Here is a 16374-nt window from a genome sequence, read left to right on the forward strand (position 1 = left end):
ACGAGGAAAGCAGCCACTGTGCTCGACGTTAACTTCTTCGACCAGCTGAAGATTGGTCTCGCCACCGCCGACGACATCCGTCAGTGGTCCCACGGCGAGGTCAAGAAGCCGGAGACGATCAACTACCGCACGCTCAAGCCCGAGCGCGACGGTCTCTTCTGCGAAAAGATCTTCGGTCCCACCCGGGACTGGGAGTGCTACTGCGGCAAGTACAAGCGCGTGCGCTTCAAGGGCATCATCTGCGAGCGCTGCGGCGTCGAGGTGACCCGTTCCAAGGTGCGCCGTGAGCGGATGGGTCACATCGAGCTCGCCGCTCCGGTGACTCACATCTGGTACTTCAAGGGCGTGCCGAGCCGTCTCGGCTACCTGCTCGACCTGGCCCCGAAGGACCTGGAGAAGGTCATCTACTTCGCGGCCTACATGATCACCCACGTCGACGAGGACGCCCGCCACCGCGACCTGTCCTCGCTCGAGGCGAAGGTCGACCTGGAGCGCAAGCGCCTGGAGACCCGTCGCGACAGCTCGATCGACGAGCGCGCCAAGAAGCTCGAGGAGGACCTCGCCGCCCTCGAGGCCGAGGGTGCCAAGGCCGACGCGCGCCGCAAGGTCAAGGACGGCGCCGAGCGCGAGATGAAGCAGCTGCGTGACCGTGCGCAGCGCGAGATCGACCGCCTCGACGAGGTGTGGAACCGCTTCAAGAACCTCAAGGTGCAGGACCTCGAGGGCGACGAGCTGCTCTACCGCGAGATGAAGAGCTGGTTCGGCAAGTACTTCGAGGGCCACATGGGCGCCGCGGCGATCCAGAAGCGTCTGGAGAGCTTCGACCTCGACGCCGAGGTCGAGTCGCTGCGCGAGACCATCGCCACCGGCAAGGGCCAGCGCAAGGTCCGCGCGCTCAAGCGCCTCAAGGTGGTCGAGGCGTTCCGCAAGACCAACAACAGCCCGACCGGCATGGTGCTCGACGCCGTCCCGGTGATCCCGCCGGACCTGCGTCCGATGGTGCAGCTCGACGGTGGCCGCTTCGCGACCTCCGACCTCAACGACCTGTACCGCCGCGTGATCAACCGCAACAACCGCCTCAAGCGACTGCTCGACCTCGGTGCGCCCGAGATCATCGTCAACAACGAGAAGCGGATGCTGCAGGAGGCCGTCGACTCGCTGTTCGACAACGGCCGTCGTGGTCGTCCGGTCACCGGTCCGGGCAACCGGCCGCTGAAGTCGCTGTCCGACATGCTCAAGGGCAAGCAGGGCCGGTTCCGCCAGAACCTGCTCGGCAAGCGCGTCGACTACTCCGGCCGTTCGGTCATCGTGGTCGGCCCGCAGCTGAAGCTGCACCAGTGCGGTCTGCCCAAGCAGATGGCGCTGGAGCTCTTCAAGCCGTTCGTGATGAAGCGCCTGGTCGACCTCAACCACGCGCAGAACATCAAGTCGGCCAAGCGGATGGTCGAGCGGGCTCGTCCGGTCGTGTGGGACGTGCTCGAAGAGGTCATCACCGAGCACCCGGTCCTGCTGAACCGTGCGCCCACCCTGCACCGACTCGGCATCCAGGCCTTCGAGCCGCAGCTGATCGAGGGCAAGGCGATCCAGATCCACCCGTTGGTGTGCACCGCGTTCAACGCGGACTTCGACGGTGACCAGATGGCGGTGCACCTGCCGCTGTCGGCGGAGGCCCAGGCCGAGGCGCGGATCCTGATGCTCTCGACCAACAACATCCTCAAGCCGTCCGACGGCCGCCCGGTGACCATGCCGACGCAGGACATGATCATCGGCCTGTACTTCCTCACCAACCGTGACGACGAGCGCGAGTACCCCGGCGACGGGCGCGTGTTCTCGTCCACGGCCGAGGCGATCATGGCCTTCGACCGCGAGGAGATCGCGCTCCAGAGCAAGATCCGGATCCGCTTCCCCGAGCTGGTCCCGCCGGTCGGCGAGGCCGTCCCCGCGGGCTGGGAGGCCGGCAAGCCGACGATCCTCGAGACGACGCTGGGTCGCGCACTCTTCAACGAGGCGCTTCCCGCGGACTACCCGTACGTCAACTACGAGGTGGGCAAGAAGCAGCTCGGTGTGATCGTCAACGACCTCGCCGAGCGCTACACCAAGGTCGAGGTGGCCGCTGCGCTCGACGCCCTCAAGGACACCGGTTTCCACTGGGCGACCCGATCGGGTGTGACCGTGTCGATCGAGGACGTCGTCACGCCGCCGCGCAAGGCCGAGATCCTCGAGGTGTTCGAGGGCCAGGCCAAGAAGGTGCAGCAGCAGTTCGAGCGCGGTCTGATCACCGACGACGAGCGCCGTCAGGAGCTCATCGAGATCTGGACCCAGGCTTCGAACAAGGTGGCCGAGGAGCTCGAGACCACCTTCGAGAAGACCAACCCGATCTACATGATGGTCCACTCGGGTGCGCGCGGAAACATGATGCAGGTCCGTCAGATCGCCGCGATGCGTGGTCTGGTGGCCAACCCGAAGGGTGACATCATCCCGCGGCCGATCAAGTCCAACTTCCGTGAGGGCCTGTCGGTGCTGGAGTACTTCATCGCCAGCCACGGTGCCCGCAAGGGTCTGGCCGACACAGCACTGCGCACCGCCGACTCGGGTTACCTGACCCGTCGTCTGGTGGACGTATCGCAGGACGTGATCATCCGCGAGGACGACTGTGGCACCGAGCGCGGTCTGCCGAAGCGGATCGGCGAGCGGCTGCCGGACGGTGCCGTGGTGAAGGCGGAGAACGCCGAGACCGCGGCGTACGCCCGGACCGCGGCCGTCGACGTGATGCACCCCGAGAGCGGCGAGAAGCTGGTCTCGGCCGGTGAGGACCTCGGCGACGTCAAGATCAACGAGCTCGTCGCCGCGGGGATCGAGGAGGTCAAGGTCCGCTCGGTCCTGACCTGTGAGGCCCGCACCGGCACCTGCGCGAAGTGCTACGGCCGCTCGCTAGCCACCGGCAAGCTGGTCGACATCGGCGAGGCGGTCGGCATCATCGCCGCCCAGTCGATCGGTGAGCCCGGCACGCAGCTGACGATGCGTACCTTCCACACCGGTGGTGTGGCCTCCGCGGACGACATCACCCAGGGTCTGCCGCGTGTGGTGGAGCTGTTCGAGGCACGCCAGCCCAAGGGCCGTGCGCCGATCACCGAGGCGGCCGGCCGGGTCACCATCGAGGAGACCGACAAGGCCAAGAAGGTCCTCGTCACTCCCGACGACGGCTCGGAGGTCCAGGAGTACCCCGTCAGCAAGCGGGCCCGCCTGCTCGTCGGCGAGGGTGACCACGTCGAGGTCGGCCAGCAGCTGACCCAGGGCACCCCGGACCCGCAGGAGGTGCTTCGCATCCTCGGTGTCCGCAAGGCCCAGGAGCACCTCGTGGACGAGGTCCAGGAGGTCTACCGCAGCCAGGGTGTGGCCATCCACGACAAGCACATCGAGATCATCGTGCGGCAGATGCTGCGCCGGGTCCTCGTGCTCGAGCAGGGTGACACCCGTCTGCTGCCCTCCGACCTCGTCGAGCGCACGCTCTTCGAGGAGGAGAACCGTCGGGTGCTCGCCGAGGGTGGCAAGCCCGCGGCGGGTCGTCCGCAGCTGATGGGCATCACCAAGGCGTCGCTGGCCACCGAGTCGTGGCTGTCGGCGGCGTCCTTCCAGGAGACCACGCGCGTCCTCACCGACGCGGCGATCAACGGCAAGTCCGACTCGCTGCTCGGCCTGAAGGAGAACGTGATCATCGGAAAGCTGATCCCGGCCGGCACCGGCCTGGAGCGGTACCGCAACATCCGGGTCGAGCCCACCGAGGAGGCGCGTGCCAACGCCTACTCGGTGACCGGCTACGAGAACTACGACTACGACTTCGGCAGCACCGCCGGTGGTCAGGCCGTGGCGCTCGACGACTTCGACTTCGGCTCCTACCAGAGCTGAGCCGAGACCGCGCCTCGAAGGGCCCCGGGTTCCGTCAGGAACCCGGGGCCCTTCCCGTTCCGCAGGGGCCACATCGACGTGCACTCGCGACGGCCGGAACCGGCGTCCCGGGTCAGGTCACGACGGTTCGGCGAGGCGAGTGCACGTCCGTCCGGCCCTGTCGCGGTGCCCGCGGTGGCATGAGGCCCGTCAGAGCGGGAGGTAGGACACCGGCCGGTGGTGCTGGGTCGGCACGCGGGCGTGCGGGAGCTCGGTCCCGCCCGCGTCGGCGCGGTCCTCGAGGGGCACGTCCACGCGTTCGCCGGCCCGCTCACCACGACGCCAGCGCCGGAAGCTGCCGATCGGGTCGATCACGACGTCGAGCCGCCGGGCTACCGGGGGAGTGGCGAGCACCAGCGCGAGTACGACGGCCGCACCGGTCAGCGTGACAAGGCCCGCCCACGGCCTCACCGAGCTCCAGCCGAAGAGGTCGGTGTAGGACGCGGCCTTGATGAAGAAGCCGTGGAACAGGTAGACCACCATCGTCGCCCCGCCGAGCCGGGTGAACCACGTGGTGGTCGCCGGCACCAACGTCAGCGCGCTGAGTGCGAGCACGATGGCCAGCGCGAGCAGGACCAGCCGGATCGCCGCCCCTTCGAGGAACGAGACGCCCAGCACGTCGTACCCGGAGCGCCAGTAGAACCACTCGGTGCGCAGGGTGCCGTCGACCAGCGGGGCGAGCGCGACGCCCGCCGCGAGGACGGCCACGGCGGGCCGGCGCCAGCGGCGCTCTCGCAGCCGCTGCACGTGCTCGGGCCGGGCCACCAGGCCCAGCACGAAGAACGGCAGCATCCCGGTGACCCGGCCGACGTCGAGGACGTCACCGGGGAGCAGGCCGCCGAGCAGGCTGACCACGGCCGCGACGACCAGCGGCGCGCGAACCGCCTTGAGCGCCGGGGTGGCCAGGCGCCAGAAGAACAACGCGGCGAGGAACCACATCGGCCAGTGCGGCTCGAGGAAGAGCCGGTCGAGCGGCTCCTCGCCACCGACCTGCACCCGGAACAGCGCCAATAACGCCTCGAAGATGACGTAGGGCACGGCGACGGTGGTGACCAGCCGACCCAGGTTGCGCCGGTTCCAGGTGAAGCTCCGCGAGAGGTAGCCGGTGACGATCAGGAACGCCGGCATGTGCCAGACGTACAGGAAGTCGTAGGCCCAGTTACGGGCCAGGGACCCCTCGGGCAGGAGCACCCACGAGTGTCCGGCCACCACCAGGGTGACCAGCAGCATCTTGGCGTTGTCGAACCACGGGTCCCGGGACGAGGCGGCCGGTCGCTGCGGGGCGGCAGGGTCGGCGGGACGGGTCAGGGTGGGGACGTGGGCGGTCGGCATCGGGCTCACGGGTCGAGGCAGTACTGGTCTCTTCCCAGTGCCCGGCCGACCTCGGGCCAAACGTGATCCCGGTCGCCGGGGGATCAGCCGCGGGAGCGGATCACCCGTCCCGAGTGGCCCAGTCCCGAGCGGATCTCGCCCACGAACAGTGACCAGGTGGTCACGCTGAACGCCAGTCCCGAGACCGTGCCGAGCACCGCCATCGCCTCGCGCCCGTCTCCGAGCCCGCCCGGGTCGCCGGCCGCGAGTCCGAGGAAGAGGAACGACCAGCCGAAGACCGCCCCCAGGAGTGCCACGGCGGCCAGTGCGGACCGGAGGATGCCGGGGCCCGAGAACAGCCGGGCGGGGATCGTGAACGGGGAGGCTCCCGGGCCGGCGGCCGCCCACGCCAGATAGGCGCCAAGCAGCCGACGACCCGTGCGGATGACGCGGAGGCCGAGCCAGCCGCCGCCGGCGACGAGCACGATGCCCACCACCGCGGCGGTCCACCTCAGAGCCGAGCCCGCGCCGGGCGTCGCGACCACGGTGAGGAAGAAGCCGCCCAGCAGCACGACGACGAGCGCCGCCGTGCCGGGCAGGAGTCGCCGACCGATGAGGAACTCCCGATCGAGCAGGTCGACCTCGTCACGCCGCCCGGAGGCCACACCGTGGTCGGCCTCGAACGACTCGACGAGGCGCCGCGCCTCGTCGCCGATCAGCAAGGACATGGGATCGCCGTCTCTCGGATGGGGGTCAGCCGACCGTCGCGCCGGTCGCGACCGGCCGCAGGAAGCCGGAAGGGTGCAGCGTACGGGTCGCGTCGACGAGCACGTTGCCCGTGGGCAGGTCCCCGACCTCGGCCACGGTGTGCAGGCTGGTCGCCATCTGGCCGGCCAGGAACGACAGCGGCGACCTCTCGTCCCGGTTGGGGGCCACCCCGACCGTGACCCCGAGGTGGTCCTCGAGCCCCGGCACCGGCAGCAGGCACAGGTACACACCGAGGTGGTCCGGGTCCAGCTGGGGCAGGTACGCCCGCGGGTCGAAGTCCAGGACGGTCAGGTCCACCGAGGTGGTCGTCGCCAGGACAACGCCGTGCCGGCCGTCGTCGAGGGTGAAGGGCTCGCACTGCTCCACGCCCTGCACGCGGCCGAGCACCCGCTCGGCCACCGCGAGGGGGTCGATGTCGCCCAGGTCGGGGGTGGGCAGAACTCCGACGCCGACGGCCCACGTGGTCGTGCGCCAGCGCGGCTCGGCAGGCTCGTCCGAGTCGGGCACCGACGTCACGACCGCGCCGAGGTGCAACCACTGCTGCGCGCGGACCAGGTCGAAGACCATCGCGCAGGCCTGATGGACCATCGACCGGTGCTCGTCGGTGTAGAGCTGCGCGTCCACGTCGAGCTGGCTGTCGAGGAACTCCCGCAGGGTCGGCTCGTCGCGGAAGGCGGTCAGCTCGATCCACCCCGGCGGGAGCCCGGTGGCGAGCAGCGTCCTCGGCAGGTCGGCGGTCACCGGGTCTCCTCGTAGATCGTCTGACCGGAGTCGCGCAGGTCGCGGTAGGACGTGACCCCCCAGTACAGCAGTGAGTGGAAGAAGTCGGGGTTGATCGCGATCGCCTTCGCCGCCACCGCCGCACCCCCGTGGGAGCCGACGTTCACCATCGCCAGCTGCGGGATGAACAGACCCTGGCGGATGTTGGTGGTCGCGTTCATGGCGATCGGGCCGATGGCACGGGCCGCGCCCATCCCCAGCAGCATGCCGGCGCCCTGGAGGGCGAACCCCTGCAGCGCGCCCTCCTCGCCGTGCAGCACCCGGAGTCCTTGGATGCCGAGGTCGACGAAGCTGGCGACCTTGGCGATGGTGCCGAGCGTCCCGGCGAGCGCGAACGCCGGCGGGAACACGAAACCGACGACGAAGGCGACGATCGCCAGGATCGTCGCGACGGCGCCGACGATCCGCGCGAGCTTCTGCAGGATCGGGGCGAGGTTGTCCATCACCCAGTCGAAGCCCTGCGCCACCCAGTCCCCGATGGTGGAGGCCACCTCGCCGATCTGGCCGAGGATCCCGGGCTTGTCCGGAGCGGCGCGCACCGCGGTGTCGAACGCGTGGGCGACCTCCGCCGCGAGGCCGAGGACCTCCTCCCGAAGGCTCCGCGCGCGAGCGATGATCTCCTGCAGCTCGTCCTGGGCCGCGCTGAGCGAGGCCCGCCCGGCTGCCAGGTCGGCGTCGTGGCGCTCCCGGGTGGCCCGGTCGGCGTCCGGAGCCGGCTCCTGGAGCGTGGAGAGCCGCTGGCCGGCCTGGCTCACCCGCTGGGCGGCCTGGGTCGCCTCCGCCTCGAGGCTGTCGGCGCGACGCCGGTACGACGGCAGGTCGTTCACCCAGCGGTCGAAGGCCCGGGACGCCGTGGTGAAGCTCTGGTAGGCCTCACGGATCCGGGGACGCAGCTCCTCGTCGACCGATGACCGGAACGCCTCGGCCGTGCGGCCCTCCCAGCGCTGGTCGCCGCTGCCGTTGAGCACGTCGTCGACCTCCCCGAGCCGGCGCGCGGTGCCGCGCAGCTCGGTCGCGATCTCGGCGCCGACCGCCTCGTCGCTGGCGACCGGGTCGAACCCGAGCGTGGGGTAGTCGCGCACGTTCAGGCCTCCGTCTCGAACGTGGCGGCGAGCTTCTCGTCGAGCTCGGTGAAGGTGCGCCGGATCTGCTCGAGCGCCTCGGCGACACCCTCGGAGTACTTCGCGAGCCGGCCGATGCCGTAGTCCCACTCCTCGCCGAACTCGGCCAGTCGAGACCGCAGTACGTCGATCTCGGTGGCCGCCGAGGCGCGGGAGGCCATCGTGTCCAGCGGCTCGCGCAGAAGCCGTTCGACCCGGTCGATGCTGTCCCGGGTCCTCGCCAGACCGTCCAGGTCGATGTAGAGATCAGCCACGGCTACCCCCGTTGTCGTGATGGTGTGCGCCGACGCTAGCAAAGAACGCCGCCCCCTAGACTCCGGGCATGACCGTCGACGCCGCACCCCCCGAGCGCCAGCGGATCGCTGCCTACGCCCTGCTGACCCGCGGGGCCCACGAGGTGCTGCTCACCCAGATGTCGGCCCGGACCCGGATCGAGGGGCGTTGGACGCTGCCCGGTGGCGGCATCGACCACGGCGAGGACCCGCGCGACGCGCTGCGCCGCGAGGTCTACGAGGAGACCGGCCTCCGGGTCGAGCCGGGCCGGGTGATCGACGTACACCACACGCACTTCGTCGGGGCCCGCGCCGACGGCGTGGTCGAGGACTACCACGGGATCCACCTGATCTTCGACGCCGAGATCGACGAGGCGTCCCGAGGCGTCGAGCCGCACGTGGTCGAGGAGGACGGCTCCACCGCCCGCGCGGTCTGGATGCCCGTCGACGAGGCGCTCGAGCTCGACCTGCTCTCGGCGGCGAGGCACGCACTGAGCCTGATCCGAGGAGAGACACCGTGACGCAGGAGACAGTCTTCACCTACGGCGCACCCGCGCTGAAGTTCGGCGCCGGAGCCTCCGACGAGATCGGCTTCGACCTCCAGCAGTACGACGCGCACCGGGTCCTGGTGGTCACCGATCCCGGCGTCGCGGCGACCGGCCACCCCGAGCGGGTCGCCGAGCAGATCCGCGGCTTCGGGATGGAGGCCGTCGTCTCCGACCTCGCCCACGTGGAGCCCACCGACGAGAGCCTGCAGGCGGCGATCGACTTCGCCCGCGAGAACGGTCCGTGGGACGCCTTCGTCGCGGTCGGCGGCGGATCGGCGATCGACACCGCGAAGGCGGTGAACCTGCTCACCACCAACCCCGGCGAGCTGATGGACTACGTCAACGTCCCGGTGGGCCAGGGGGCTGCACCGTCGAAGCCGCTCAAGCCGCTGGTCGCGGTGCCCACCACCACCGGGACCGGCAGCGAGAGCACCACGATCTGCGTGCTCGACGTGCTGTCGCAGAAGGTGAAGACCGGCATCAGCCACGCCCGGCTGCGTCCGACGCTCGCGGTCGTCGATCCGCGGCTCACGCTCAGCCAGCCGGCCGGGGTCACCGCGGCCGCCGGCATGGACATCCTGTGCCACGCGCTGGAGAGCTACACCGCACGGCCGTTCGACTCCTACGACGCCAAGCGTCCCGAGCAGCGGGTGCCCTACTGCGGCGCGAACCCGATCTCGGACATGTGGTCGGAGAAGGCGCTCTCGCTGCTCGCCGGCTCCTTCCGGCGCGCGGTGCTGCACGGCGACGACGAGGAGGCACGCGGGGAGATGGCGCTCGCCGCGACCTTCGCCGGGCTGGGCTTCGGCAACGCCGGCGTGCACATCCCGCACGCGAACGCCTACCCGATCGCCGGGCGGGTCCGCGACTTCCGTCCCGCCGACTACCCGCAGGACCACGCGATGGTGCCGCACGGGATGGCGGTCGCGCTGACCGCGCCGGAGGCGTTCCGGTTCACCTTCGAGGCCTCGCCCGAGCGACACCTGCGTGCCGCGGAGCTGCTCGCTCCGGGTGCGGACCGCCCGGGCGACGCGCGTGACCACCTCCCGCAGGTGCTCGCCGAGCTGATGCGTGACATCGGGATGCCCAACGGGATCGGCGCCGTCGGCTACACCGACGCCGACGTCGAGGACCTGGTGGAGGGCACGATGAAGCAGCAGCGGCTGCTCGCGACGGCACCCCGCGAGGTGACCGAGGAAGACGCGGCGGGAGTCCTCCGTGCGTCGCTGGAGCTCTGGTGAGCGCTCGGGCCTGGTTCAGCATCTCCGTGCTGTTCTACCTCGTGGTTCTGCTCTGGGCCGCGCTGGTGCTTCCCCACGGCGAGGTTCCCCTGCACTTCAGACTGGACGGGACACCCGACCGGTTCGGCTCCCGCACCGAGGCGCTGGTGACACTCACTCTGCTCGGTCTGGTCACCGGGGGGTTGATGGAGGGCCTCACCCACCTGCTCCGCAGCGGGCGGATGCCGGTGGAGCTCCTGAACCTGCCGTACAAGCCCTACTGGTCCCGACCGGAGAACCTGCCGCGCGCCCGGAGGATGATGGCCGAGGACATGGACCTGATCGCCGCGATGACCATGGGGCTGCTCGCCGCGGTCGCCGTCCTGGTGGTCGGCTCCGCGACGGGCGGTCGCTGGCCGCTCGAGTGGTTCTGGATCGTGATGGCGGCCTACCTGGTCGGAGTCACGCTCTGGGTCGTCCGGATGTACCGCAGCCGCTACCGCCCGCCCGAGGAGGCATGACGTGGACCAGGAGGCCGTGACGGCAGGACGCGACGTCGCCGAGGCGCTGCGTGCCCAGGGGCTCGCCGAGGTCGACGACTCCTCGCTGACCCGCGCCATGTACTCCACCGACGCCTCGCTGTACCGGGTGGTCCCGCAGGTCGTCGTGCGCCCCAGGCACGTGGACGAGATCGTCGGCGCGCACGCGGTCGCGCGCGAGCTCCAGGTCCCGCTCACCATGCGAGGCGCCGGTACGTCGATCGCCGGCAACGCCGTGGGCACCGGCATCGTGGTCGACACCCGGCGCCACCTGGGCCGGGTCCTCGAGATCGACCCCGACACGCGCACCGCGCTGGTGGAGCCGGGCACCGTGCACGCGGCGCTGCAGCAGCAGGCGCTGCCCCACGGCCTCCGGTTCGGGCCGGACCCGTCGACGCACACCCGCTGCACGATCGGCGGTATGATCGGCAACAACGCATGCGGCTCTCGGGCTCTGGGCTACGGCCGCACAGTCGACAACGTGGTGTCGCTCGACGTGCTGACCGGGACCGGCGAGCGGGTGACCGTGGGGGAGGGGATCGAGCCGGGCGAGCTGGTGCGGCGCGTCGCTGCGGTGGTCGACCGCGACCTCGCCACGGTGCGCACCGAGTTCGGCCGGTTCGGCCGACAGGTCTCCGGCTACTCCCTCGAGCACCTGCTGCCGGAGAACGGCCGCCGGCTCGACCGGCTCCTGGTCGGCAGCGAGGGCACCCTCGGCCTGGTGCTCGGCGCGCGCGTGAACCTGGTCGAGGACGCGCCGTTCCGGGCCCTCGCGGTGCTCGGCTACCCGTCCATGGTGGAGGCCGCCGACGCGGTGCCCTCCCTGCTGCACCACCCGCTGGTCGCCTGCGAGGGGCTCGACGAGCGGATCGTCGAGGTGGTCCGCGAGCGCAGGGGCGCGGCCGCCGTACCCTCGCTCCCGCGGGGCGCCGGCTGGCTGTTCGCGGAGGTGACCGCCGCCACCGAGGAGGAGGCTCGGGCGCTGGCCACCGCGGTGGCGGCCGACGCCGGTGCCGTCGGCCACCGGATCGTCTCGGACGTCGTCGAGCAGCTCGCCCTGTGGCGGATCCGCGAGGACGGCGCCGGACTGGCCGCACGCAGCCTGGAGCGCCCGGCGCACGCCGGGTGGGAGGACGCCGCGGTCCCGCCGGACCGGCTCGGCGGCTACCTCCGTGGCTTCGACGAGCTGCTGCGCGAGTACGGCTACGACGGCGTCCCCTACGGCCACTTCGGCGACGGCTGTGTGCACGTCCGGATCGACTTCGAGCTCGACGGCACCGACGGCGGCCGCGGCCGCTTCCGCACGTTCCTCCAGGACGCGGCCACGCTGGTCGCCACCCACGGCGGCACCCTGTCCGGCGAGCACGGCGACGGCCGGGCCCGGTCGGAGCTGCTGCCGGCGATGTACTCGCCCCAGGCCCTCGACCTGTTCGCTCAGGTCAAGGCGGTGCTCGACCCGGAGGGGCTGCTGAACCCGGGCGTCCTCGTCGAGCCGCGGCCGGTCGACGCGGACCTGCGACTGGGCAGCAGGCTCGCCGAGCCGCCCACGACGCTCCGGCTCGTCGACGACGGCGGGTCGCTCGTCAGTGCGGTGCACCGCTGCACCGGCGTGGGCAAGTGCACGGCCGACAACACCGGTTCCGGCGGGGTGATGTGCCCCTCCTACCTGGCCACCCGCGAGGAGAAGGACTCCACCCGCGGCCGCGCCCGGGTGCTCCAGGAGATGGTCAACGGTGGCGTCGTCCGCCGAGGCTGGGACTCGCCCGAGGTGCACGAGGCGCTGGACCTGTGCCTGGCCTGCAAGGGCTGCTCGACCGACTGCCCGACCGGCGTCGACATGGCCACCTACAAGGCCGAGGCGCTGCACCAGCGCTACCGCGGCAAGCTGCGCCCGCGCAGCCACTACGTGCTGGGCCGGCTGCCGCAGTGGGCCCGGCTGACCCAGCCGGTGGCGCCCCTGGCCAACCGGGTGATGCGGCTGGCGCCGGTGCAGCGGCTGGCCCGCAGCGTGGCCGGGATCGACCAGCGGCGGGGGATCCCCGCCTTCGCCGCCCGGCCGCTGTCGCGCTGGGCGCGTGAGCACGGGGCCCGGCAGCGGCCCGGAGCCGCGCGCCCCGACGTGGTGGTGTGGGCCGACTCGTTCACCGAGCACTTCGCCACCGGTCCCGGCCAGGCCGCGGTCCGGCTGCTGGAGCGTGCCGGGTTGAAGGTTGCGGTGGTGGGCGAGAACGCCTGCTGCGGTCTGACCTGGATCAGCACCGGTCAGCTCGACGCCGCACGCCGGATCGTCCGCGGGACGATCGACGTGCTCCACCCCTACGTGGCCGACGGCGTGCCCGTCGTCGGGCTCGAACCGTCCTGCCTCGCCGTGCTCCGCGCGGACCTGGTGCAGCTGACCGACGACCCGCGGGCGGCCGAGCTCGCGCGCGGTGTCCGCACGCTCGCGGAGCTGCTCGAGTCGCTGCCCGGCTGGGCGCCGCCCGACCTGAGCGGGACGACGGTCGTCGCCCAGCCGCACTGCCACCACGCCTCGGTGCTCGGCTGGGAGGCCGACGCCCGGCTGCTGGCACGTGCCGGCGCCACGGTCGACCGGCTGGGTGGCTGCTGCGGCCTGGCGGGCAACTTCGGGGTCGAGCAGGGTCACTACGAGGTGTCCGTGGCGGTCGCCGAGCACGCGCTGCTCCCGGCCGTCCGTACGGCGGGGGAGGGCGCCGTGGTGCTCGCCGACGGGTTCTCGTGCCGCACCCAGCTCGAGGACCTCGCCGGGGTGCGCGCGGTTCACATGGCCGAGCTGCTGTCGGGGTCGGAGTCGCTGTAGAGCACACCGGGCAGCTCGGTGCGCGACGAGATGCCGAGCTTGCGATAGGCGTTCGACAGGTGCCATTCCACGGCCTTGACGGTGACGAAGAGCTGGTGGGCGATCTGCCGGTTGGTGTGGCCTGCCGCGGCGAGCTCGACCACCCGGCGTTCGCCCGGCGTGAGGGGCAGCATCCCGTCCTCGTGCTCCTCGACGACCGTCTCGCCGGCGCGGACCAGCATCCTCGTCGCGCGGGCCGTGATCGGAACCAGACCGGCGGCCCGGGCGCGTTCGCGCGCCCGGCGGAGCGCACCGACCGCCTCGTCGCGCGACGCGGGGTCCTCGGTGAGCAGCACCTGGGCCCGCTGGATCCAGGTCAGGACCAGCTGGTCACCACAGTCGACCCTTTCGAACAGCTGCTCGGCCTCGGCCAGGTAGGTGAGCGCGTCCTCGACGGGGCTGACGCGCGCGACGGTGCGCAGCGCGAACCCCAGCGCCCGGGGCGCGCCCCACCTCCGCGCGTGGTCGAGGGCCTCCTCGCCGAGTGCCCTGGCCTCCCCGACCCGGCCCAGCGCGGCCGACGACCACGCCGAGAGCTCACGCCACTGCACGATCGAGGCGTTGTCGCGGTGGTCGCCCATCAGCCGTGCGGCGCGGGCGTAGTCCTCGAGGGCGCGTTCGTGGTCACCGTGCGCGGCGCGGACCACACCGACCGCGGCGATCAACGGGGCGCCGGCGAACTGGCCGCGAGCGGCCGCGGCACGCAGAACCGGCTCCAGTGCGCGTGCCGCGTCGAGCCGGCCCAGCGCGGCCTCGGCCAGTGCGGCGACGGCGAGCGCGGGGTCGGCGAAGTCCGGCCAGCCCCCCTCGCGCAGCTGCAGCGCCGGCGCGAGGTCCGAGAGTGCCTCCTTCATCCGCCCCTGCCGGAAGTGCACCAGACCGCGGTAGTACGACGCGCCGGCCAGGCCGAGCACGGAGCCCCTGTCCCGCGCATCCGCGACGGCTGCGTCCAGCGCGTGGAGGGCCTCGGCATAGCTGTCGGTCCACGTCAGCACCGACGTCGCCACGTAGAAGCCGATCCTCTCGGAGGTCTCCTCGGCCAGCAGCGCCCCGGCGCCGAGCGCCCGCAGTGCCAGGTCCCGCGCCCGCTCCCGGTCCACGCTGCGGACCGCGAGGTCAGCGGCGGTGAGCGCGCACAGCAGCCGGTCCGTGTGCGTGTCGTCGGTCACGGGCTGCTCGGGGACGGCGGTCGCCGTGTCGTCGAGGTCCGTGGCCGCGCCGTCGTACATCGTCCGGGTGAGGCCGATCCGCACGCGCAGGTGGCGCAGCTCCCGGGAGTCGTCGGAGTGCCCGGCGTCGGTCAGCGCACCGATCGCGGTGCGGTAGGACGCGGCGGCGTCGGCGGTGTGGCCCATCGTCATCTGCACGTCGCCGACGTCGGCGAGCAGCCGGGCGCGCACGACCGGGTCCTCGGCGCGGTCGAGGGCCCGTGACCAGAGCTCGTAGGCGTCATCCCGGAGGCCCGCGGCGAGGTGGGCGGAGGCGGCCCGGGTCAACAGCCCCACGTCGGCGCCGTCCGGGCCGGTCTCGGCCACGGCCCGCAACAGCTGGCGCGCGGCCACCTGCGGGGCGCCGCCGGCCAGCGCCTCCTCGCCCGTGGCGCGGAGCAGCTCGACCAGGTCCTGGTCGCCACCGGGCAACGTGTGCACGAGGTGGGCCGCCACGAGCCGCCGCGGCTTGTCGCCGGAGAGGAGGTGACGCGCTGCCGCGCGGTGCAGCTCGGAACGGGTCGAGGGGGTCATCGACGACAGGATCGCCTCGGCCAGCAACGGTCGCGCGGGCCGCGCCAGCCAGCCGTCGACCTCGAGGATCCCTGCCTCGTCGAGCACCGCCAGCGTGTCGGCCAGCTGCTCGGGCTCGATGCCGGTCAGCGCCGCCAGGCTCCCGCGTTCGGCCTCGTCGCCGAGCACGGCGGCTGCGCGGGCCAGGGCCACGGCGCGCGGGCCCAGCCGGTCGAGCTGTTCGGTGACGGCCGCGACCACCGAACGCGGCGTCCCCTCGCGGCCACCGGACCGGAGCACCTCCCGCACCAGGAACGGGACCCCGCCGGTGAGCCGGTGCAGCTCCCGGGCGGACATCGGTGGGTTCCCGGCGCCACGCAGCAGCTCCGCGACCCCCGCCTCCGACAACGGTTCGAGGTCCAGCCGGCGGGCTCGGGCACCGATCCGGTCCAGGACGTGCGCGGCCGTCGGCGGCTCGCCCGCACGGTGGCCCAGCAGCAGCGTCGCGGGAAGCTGCTGGATCCTGGCGGAGAGCAGGTCGAGCAGCTGGACGGAGCCCACGTCGGCCCACTGGACGTCGTCGACCACGAGGAGCAGCGGCTGGGACTCGGCCAGTCCCTTCAAGGTCCAGGTCAGGGCATGGTCCAGGTCCGCCAGGGTCCAGCCCTCGACCGCCCAGGCAGCCCCGCTGAGGGCCTGGGCGAGCTCCAGGGCCGGGCCGTCGAACGGCGGGTCGCCCTTGAGCTCACGGCGGGCGTGGTCGGTGAGCCAGTCCCGGACCAGGGCGTACGTCAGCGAGCTCGACACCGGGGTCGGGCTCGCGGTCAGGACCGCCATCCCCATGGCCCGGGCCATCTCCGCCGTGCGTCTGACGAGGGCGGACCGTCCGATGCCGGCGGTCCCGGAGACCAGCAGCAGCTCACCGCCACCGCCGGCTGCCCCCTCAAACACCCCTCGTGCCTGCTCCAGCTCCGTGACACGCTCGATCAGCTCCCCCACGGCTAGTATCGTTGCGGTGGCTCCGGGACAGGTCTTGAAAACGTCCGGAAACTGGCCGAACGTCCCTTACGGGCCATCCACTTGGGGGGTGCGAGGCCCCATAGCGCATGTGGTGCCTCCCCGTTTTGACCCTGCTTCGGCGAGCCGGTAATCTTTTTCAGCGTGCCTGGCTGACCCAGGCCATCGCGTGTGCTCCGAAGCGGAACCAGCGCCCCGCACCACCAGGGCAGGTTTCACCGCGAGCCGCGTGGCTGCTGTTCAGCAGCGTTCAACCCAAGCGCTCCACTGCGGCA

At 71.9% G+C, this 16374-nt stretch carries 11 protein-coding genes; 5 read left to right on the plus strand and 6 right to left on the minus strand.

Going from position 1 to position 16374, the window contains the following annotated elements:
• Nucleotides 1–18: 18 nt before the first annotated feature.
• Nucleotides 19–3906, plus strand: coding sequence for a DNA-directed RNA polymerase subunit beta' (locus ACYVIH_RS21870; RefSeq protein ID WP_460871666.1), 3888 nt, complete (start codon nt 19–21; stop codon nt 3904–3906).
• A 189-nt stretch (nt 3907–4095) separates the two neighbouring features.
• On the opposite strand, the gene ACYVIH_RS21875 is transcribed toward ACYVIH_RS21870, so the two are convergent.
• From ACYVIH_RS21875 to ACYVIH_RS21895, 5 genes are all read right to left on the minus strand, one after another.
• Complete coding sequence (locus ACYVIH_RS21875) at nt 4096–5277, minus strand: acyltransferase family protein (RefSeq protein ID WP_460871756.1); 1182 nt, start codon at nt 5275–5277, stop codon at nt 4096–4098.
• An 83-nt stretch (nt 5278–5360) separates the two neighbouring features.
• Nucleotides 5361–5984 (minus strand): hypothetical protein, encoded by a 624-nt coding sequence (locus ACYVIH_RS21880; RefSeq protein WP_460871667.1) that lies wholly within the window; start codon nt 5982–5984, stop codon nt 5361–5363.
• 25 nt (nt 5985–6009) lie between these two features.
• Nucleotides 6010–6765, minus strand: a complete 756-nt coding sequence (locus ACYVIH_RS21885; RefSeq protein WP_460871668.1) for a hypothetical protein — start codon at nt 6763–6765, stop codon at nt 6010–6012.
• On the minus strand, nt 6762–7886 hold the full coding sequence (locus tag ACYVIH_RS21890) for a putative T7SS-secreted protein (RefSeq protein ID WP_460871669.1): 1125 nt from the start codon (nt 7884–7886) through the stop codon (nt 6762–6764). The genes ACYVIH_RS21885 and ACYVIH_RS21890 overlap by 4 nt, the downstream gene beginning before the upstream one ends.
• Before the next feature lie 2 nt (nt 7887–7888).
• Nucleotides 7889–8179, minus strand: coding sequence for a hypothetical protein (locus ACYVIH_RS21895; RefSeq protein ID WP_460871670.1), 291 nt, complete (start codon nt 8177–8179; stop codon nt 7889–7891).
• Nucleotides 8180–8247: 68 nt separating this feature from the next.
• On the opposite strand from ACYVIH_RS21895, the gene ACYVIH_RS21900 reads away from it, so the two are divergent.
• Genes ACYVIH_RS21900 through ACYVIH_RS21915 form a run of 4 tightly spaced genes read left to right on the plus strand, consistent with a single transcriptional unit; the run spans nt 8248 to nt 13322 of the window.
• A complete protein-coding gene (locus tag ACYVIH_RS21900) occupies nt 8248–8718 on the plus strand; it encodes an NUDIX hydrolase (RefSeq protein ID WP_460871671.1) in 471 nt (156 codons plus the stop codon).
• Entirely contained in the window at nt 8715–9986 is a 1272-nt protein-coding gene (locus ACYVIH_RS21905; RefSeq protein ID WP_460871672.1) for a hydroxyacid-oxoacid transhydrogenase, read from the plus strand. Before ACYVIH_RS21900 ends, ACYVIH_RS21905 begins: the two co-directional genes overlap by 4 nt.
• Nucleotides 9983–10486, plus strand: a complete 504-nt coding sequence (locus tag ACYVIH_RS21910) for a DUF1648 domain-containing protein (RefSeq protein ID WP_460871673.1) — start codon at nt 9983–9985, stop codon at nt 10484–10486. The genes ACYVIH_RS21905 and ACYVIH_RS21910 overlap by 4 nt, the downstream gene beginning before the upstream one ends.
• A 1-nt stretch (nt 10487) precedes the next feature.
• The gene (locus ACYVIH_RS21915; RefSeq protein ID WP_460871674.1) at nt 10488–13322 is read left to right on the plus strand and encodes an FAD-binding and (Fe-S)-binding domain-containing protein; all 2835 of its coding nucleotides are present in this window, start codon (nt 10488–10490) and stop codon (nt 13320–13322) included.
• On the opposite strand, the gene ACYVIH_RS21920 is transcribed toward ACYVIH_RS21915, so the two are convergent.
• A complete protein-coding gene (locus tag ACYVIH_RS21920; RefSeq protein ID WP_460871675.1) occupies nt 13283–16081 on the minus strand; it encodes a helix-turn-helix transcriptional regulator in 2799 nt (932 codons plus the stop codon). The genes ACYVIH_RS21915 and ACYVIH_RS21920 overlap by 40 nt on opposite strands.
• Nucleotides 16082–16374 lie beyond the last annotated feature (293 nt).

This window comes from Nocardioides pakistanensis (assembly GCF_054781215.1).

What these genes read in the sequence shown, in the direction of transcription:
- ACYVIH_RS21875 (WP_460871756.1), bottom strand. Translation starts at nt 5,277, where the DNA reads ATGCCGACCGCCCACGTCCCCACCCTGACCCGTCCCGCCGACCCTGCC.
- ACYVIH_RS21880 (WP_460871667.1), bottom strand. Translation starts at nt 5,984, where the DNA reads ATGTCCTTGCTGATCGGCGACGAGGCGCGGCGCCTCGTCGAGTCGTTC.
- ACYVIH_RS21900 (WP_460871671.1), top strand. Translation starts at nt 8,248, where the DNA reads ATGACCGTCGACGCCGCACCCCCCGAGCGCCAGCGGATCGCTGCCTAC.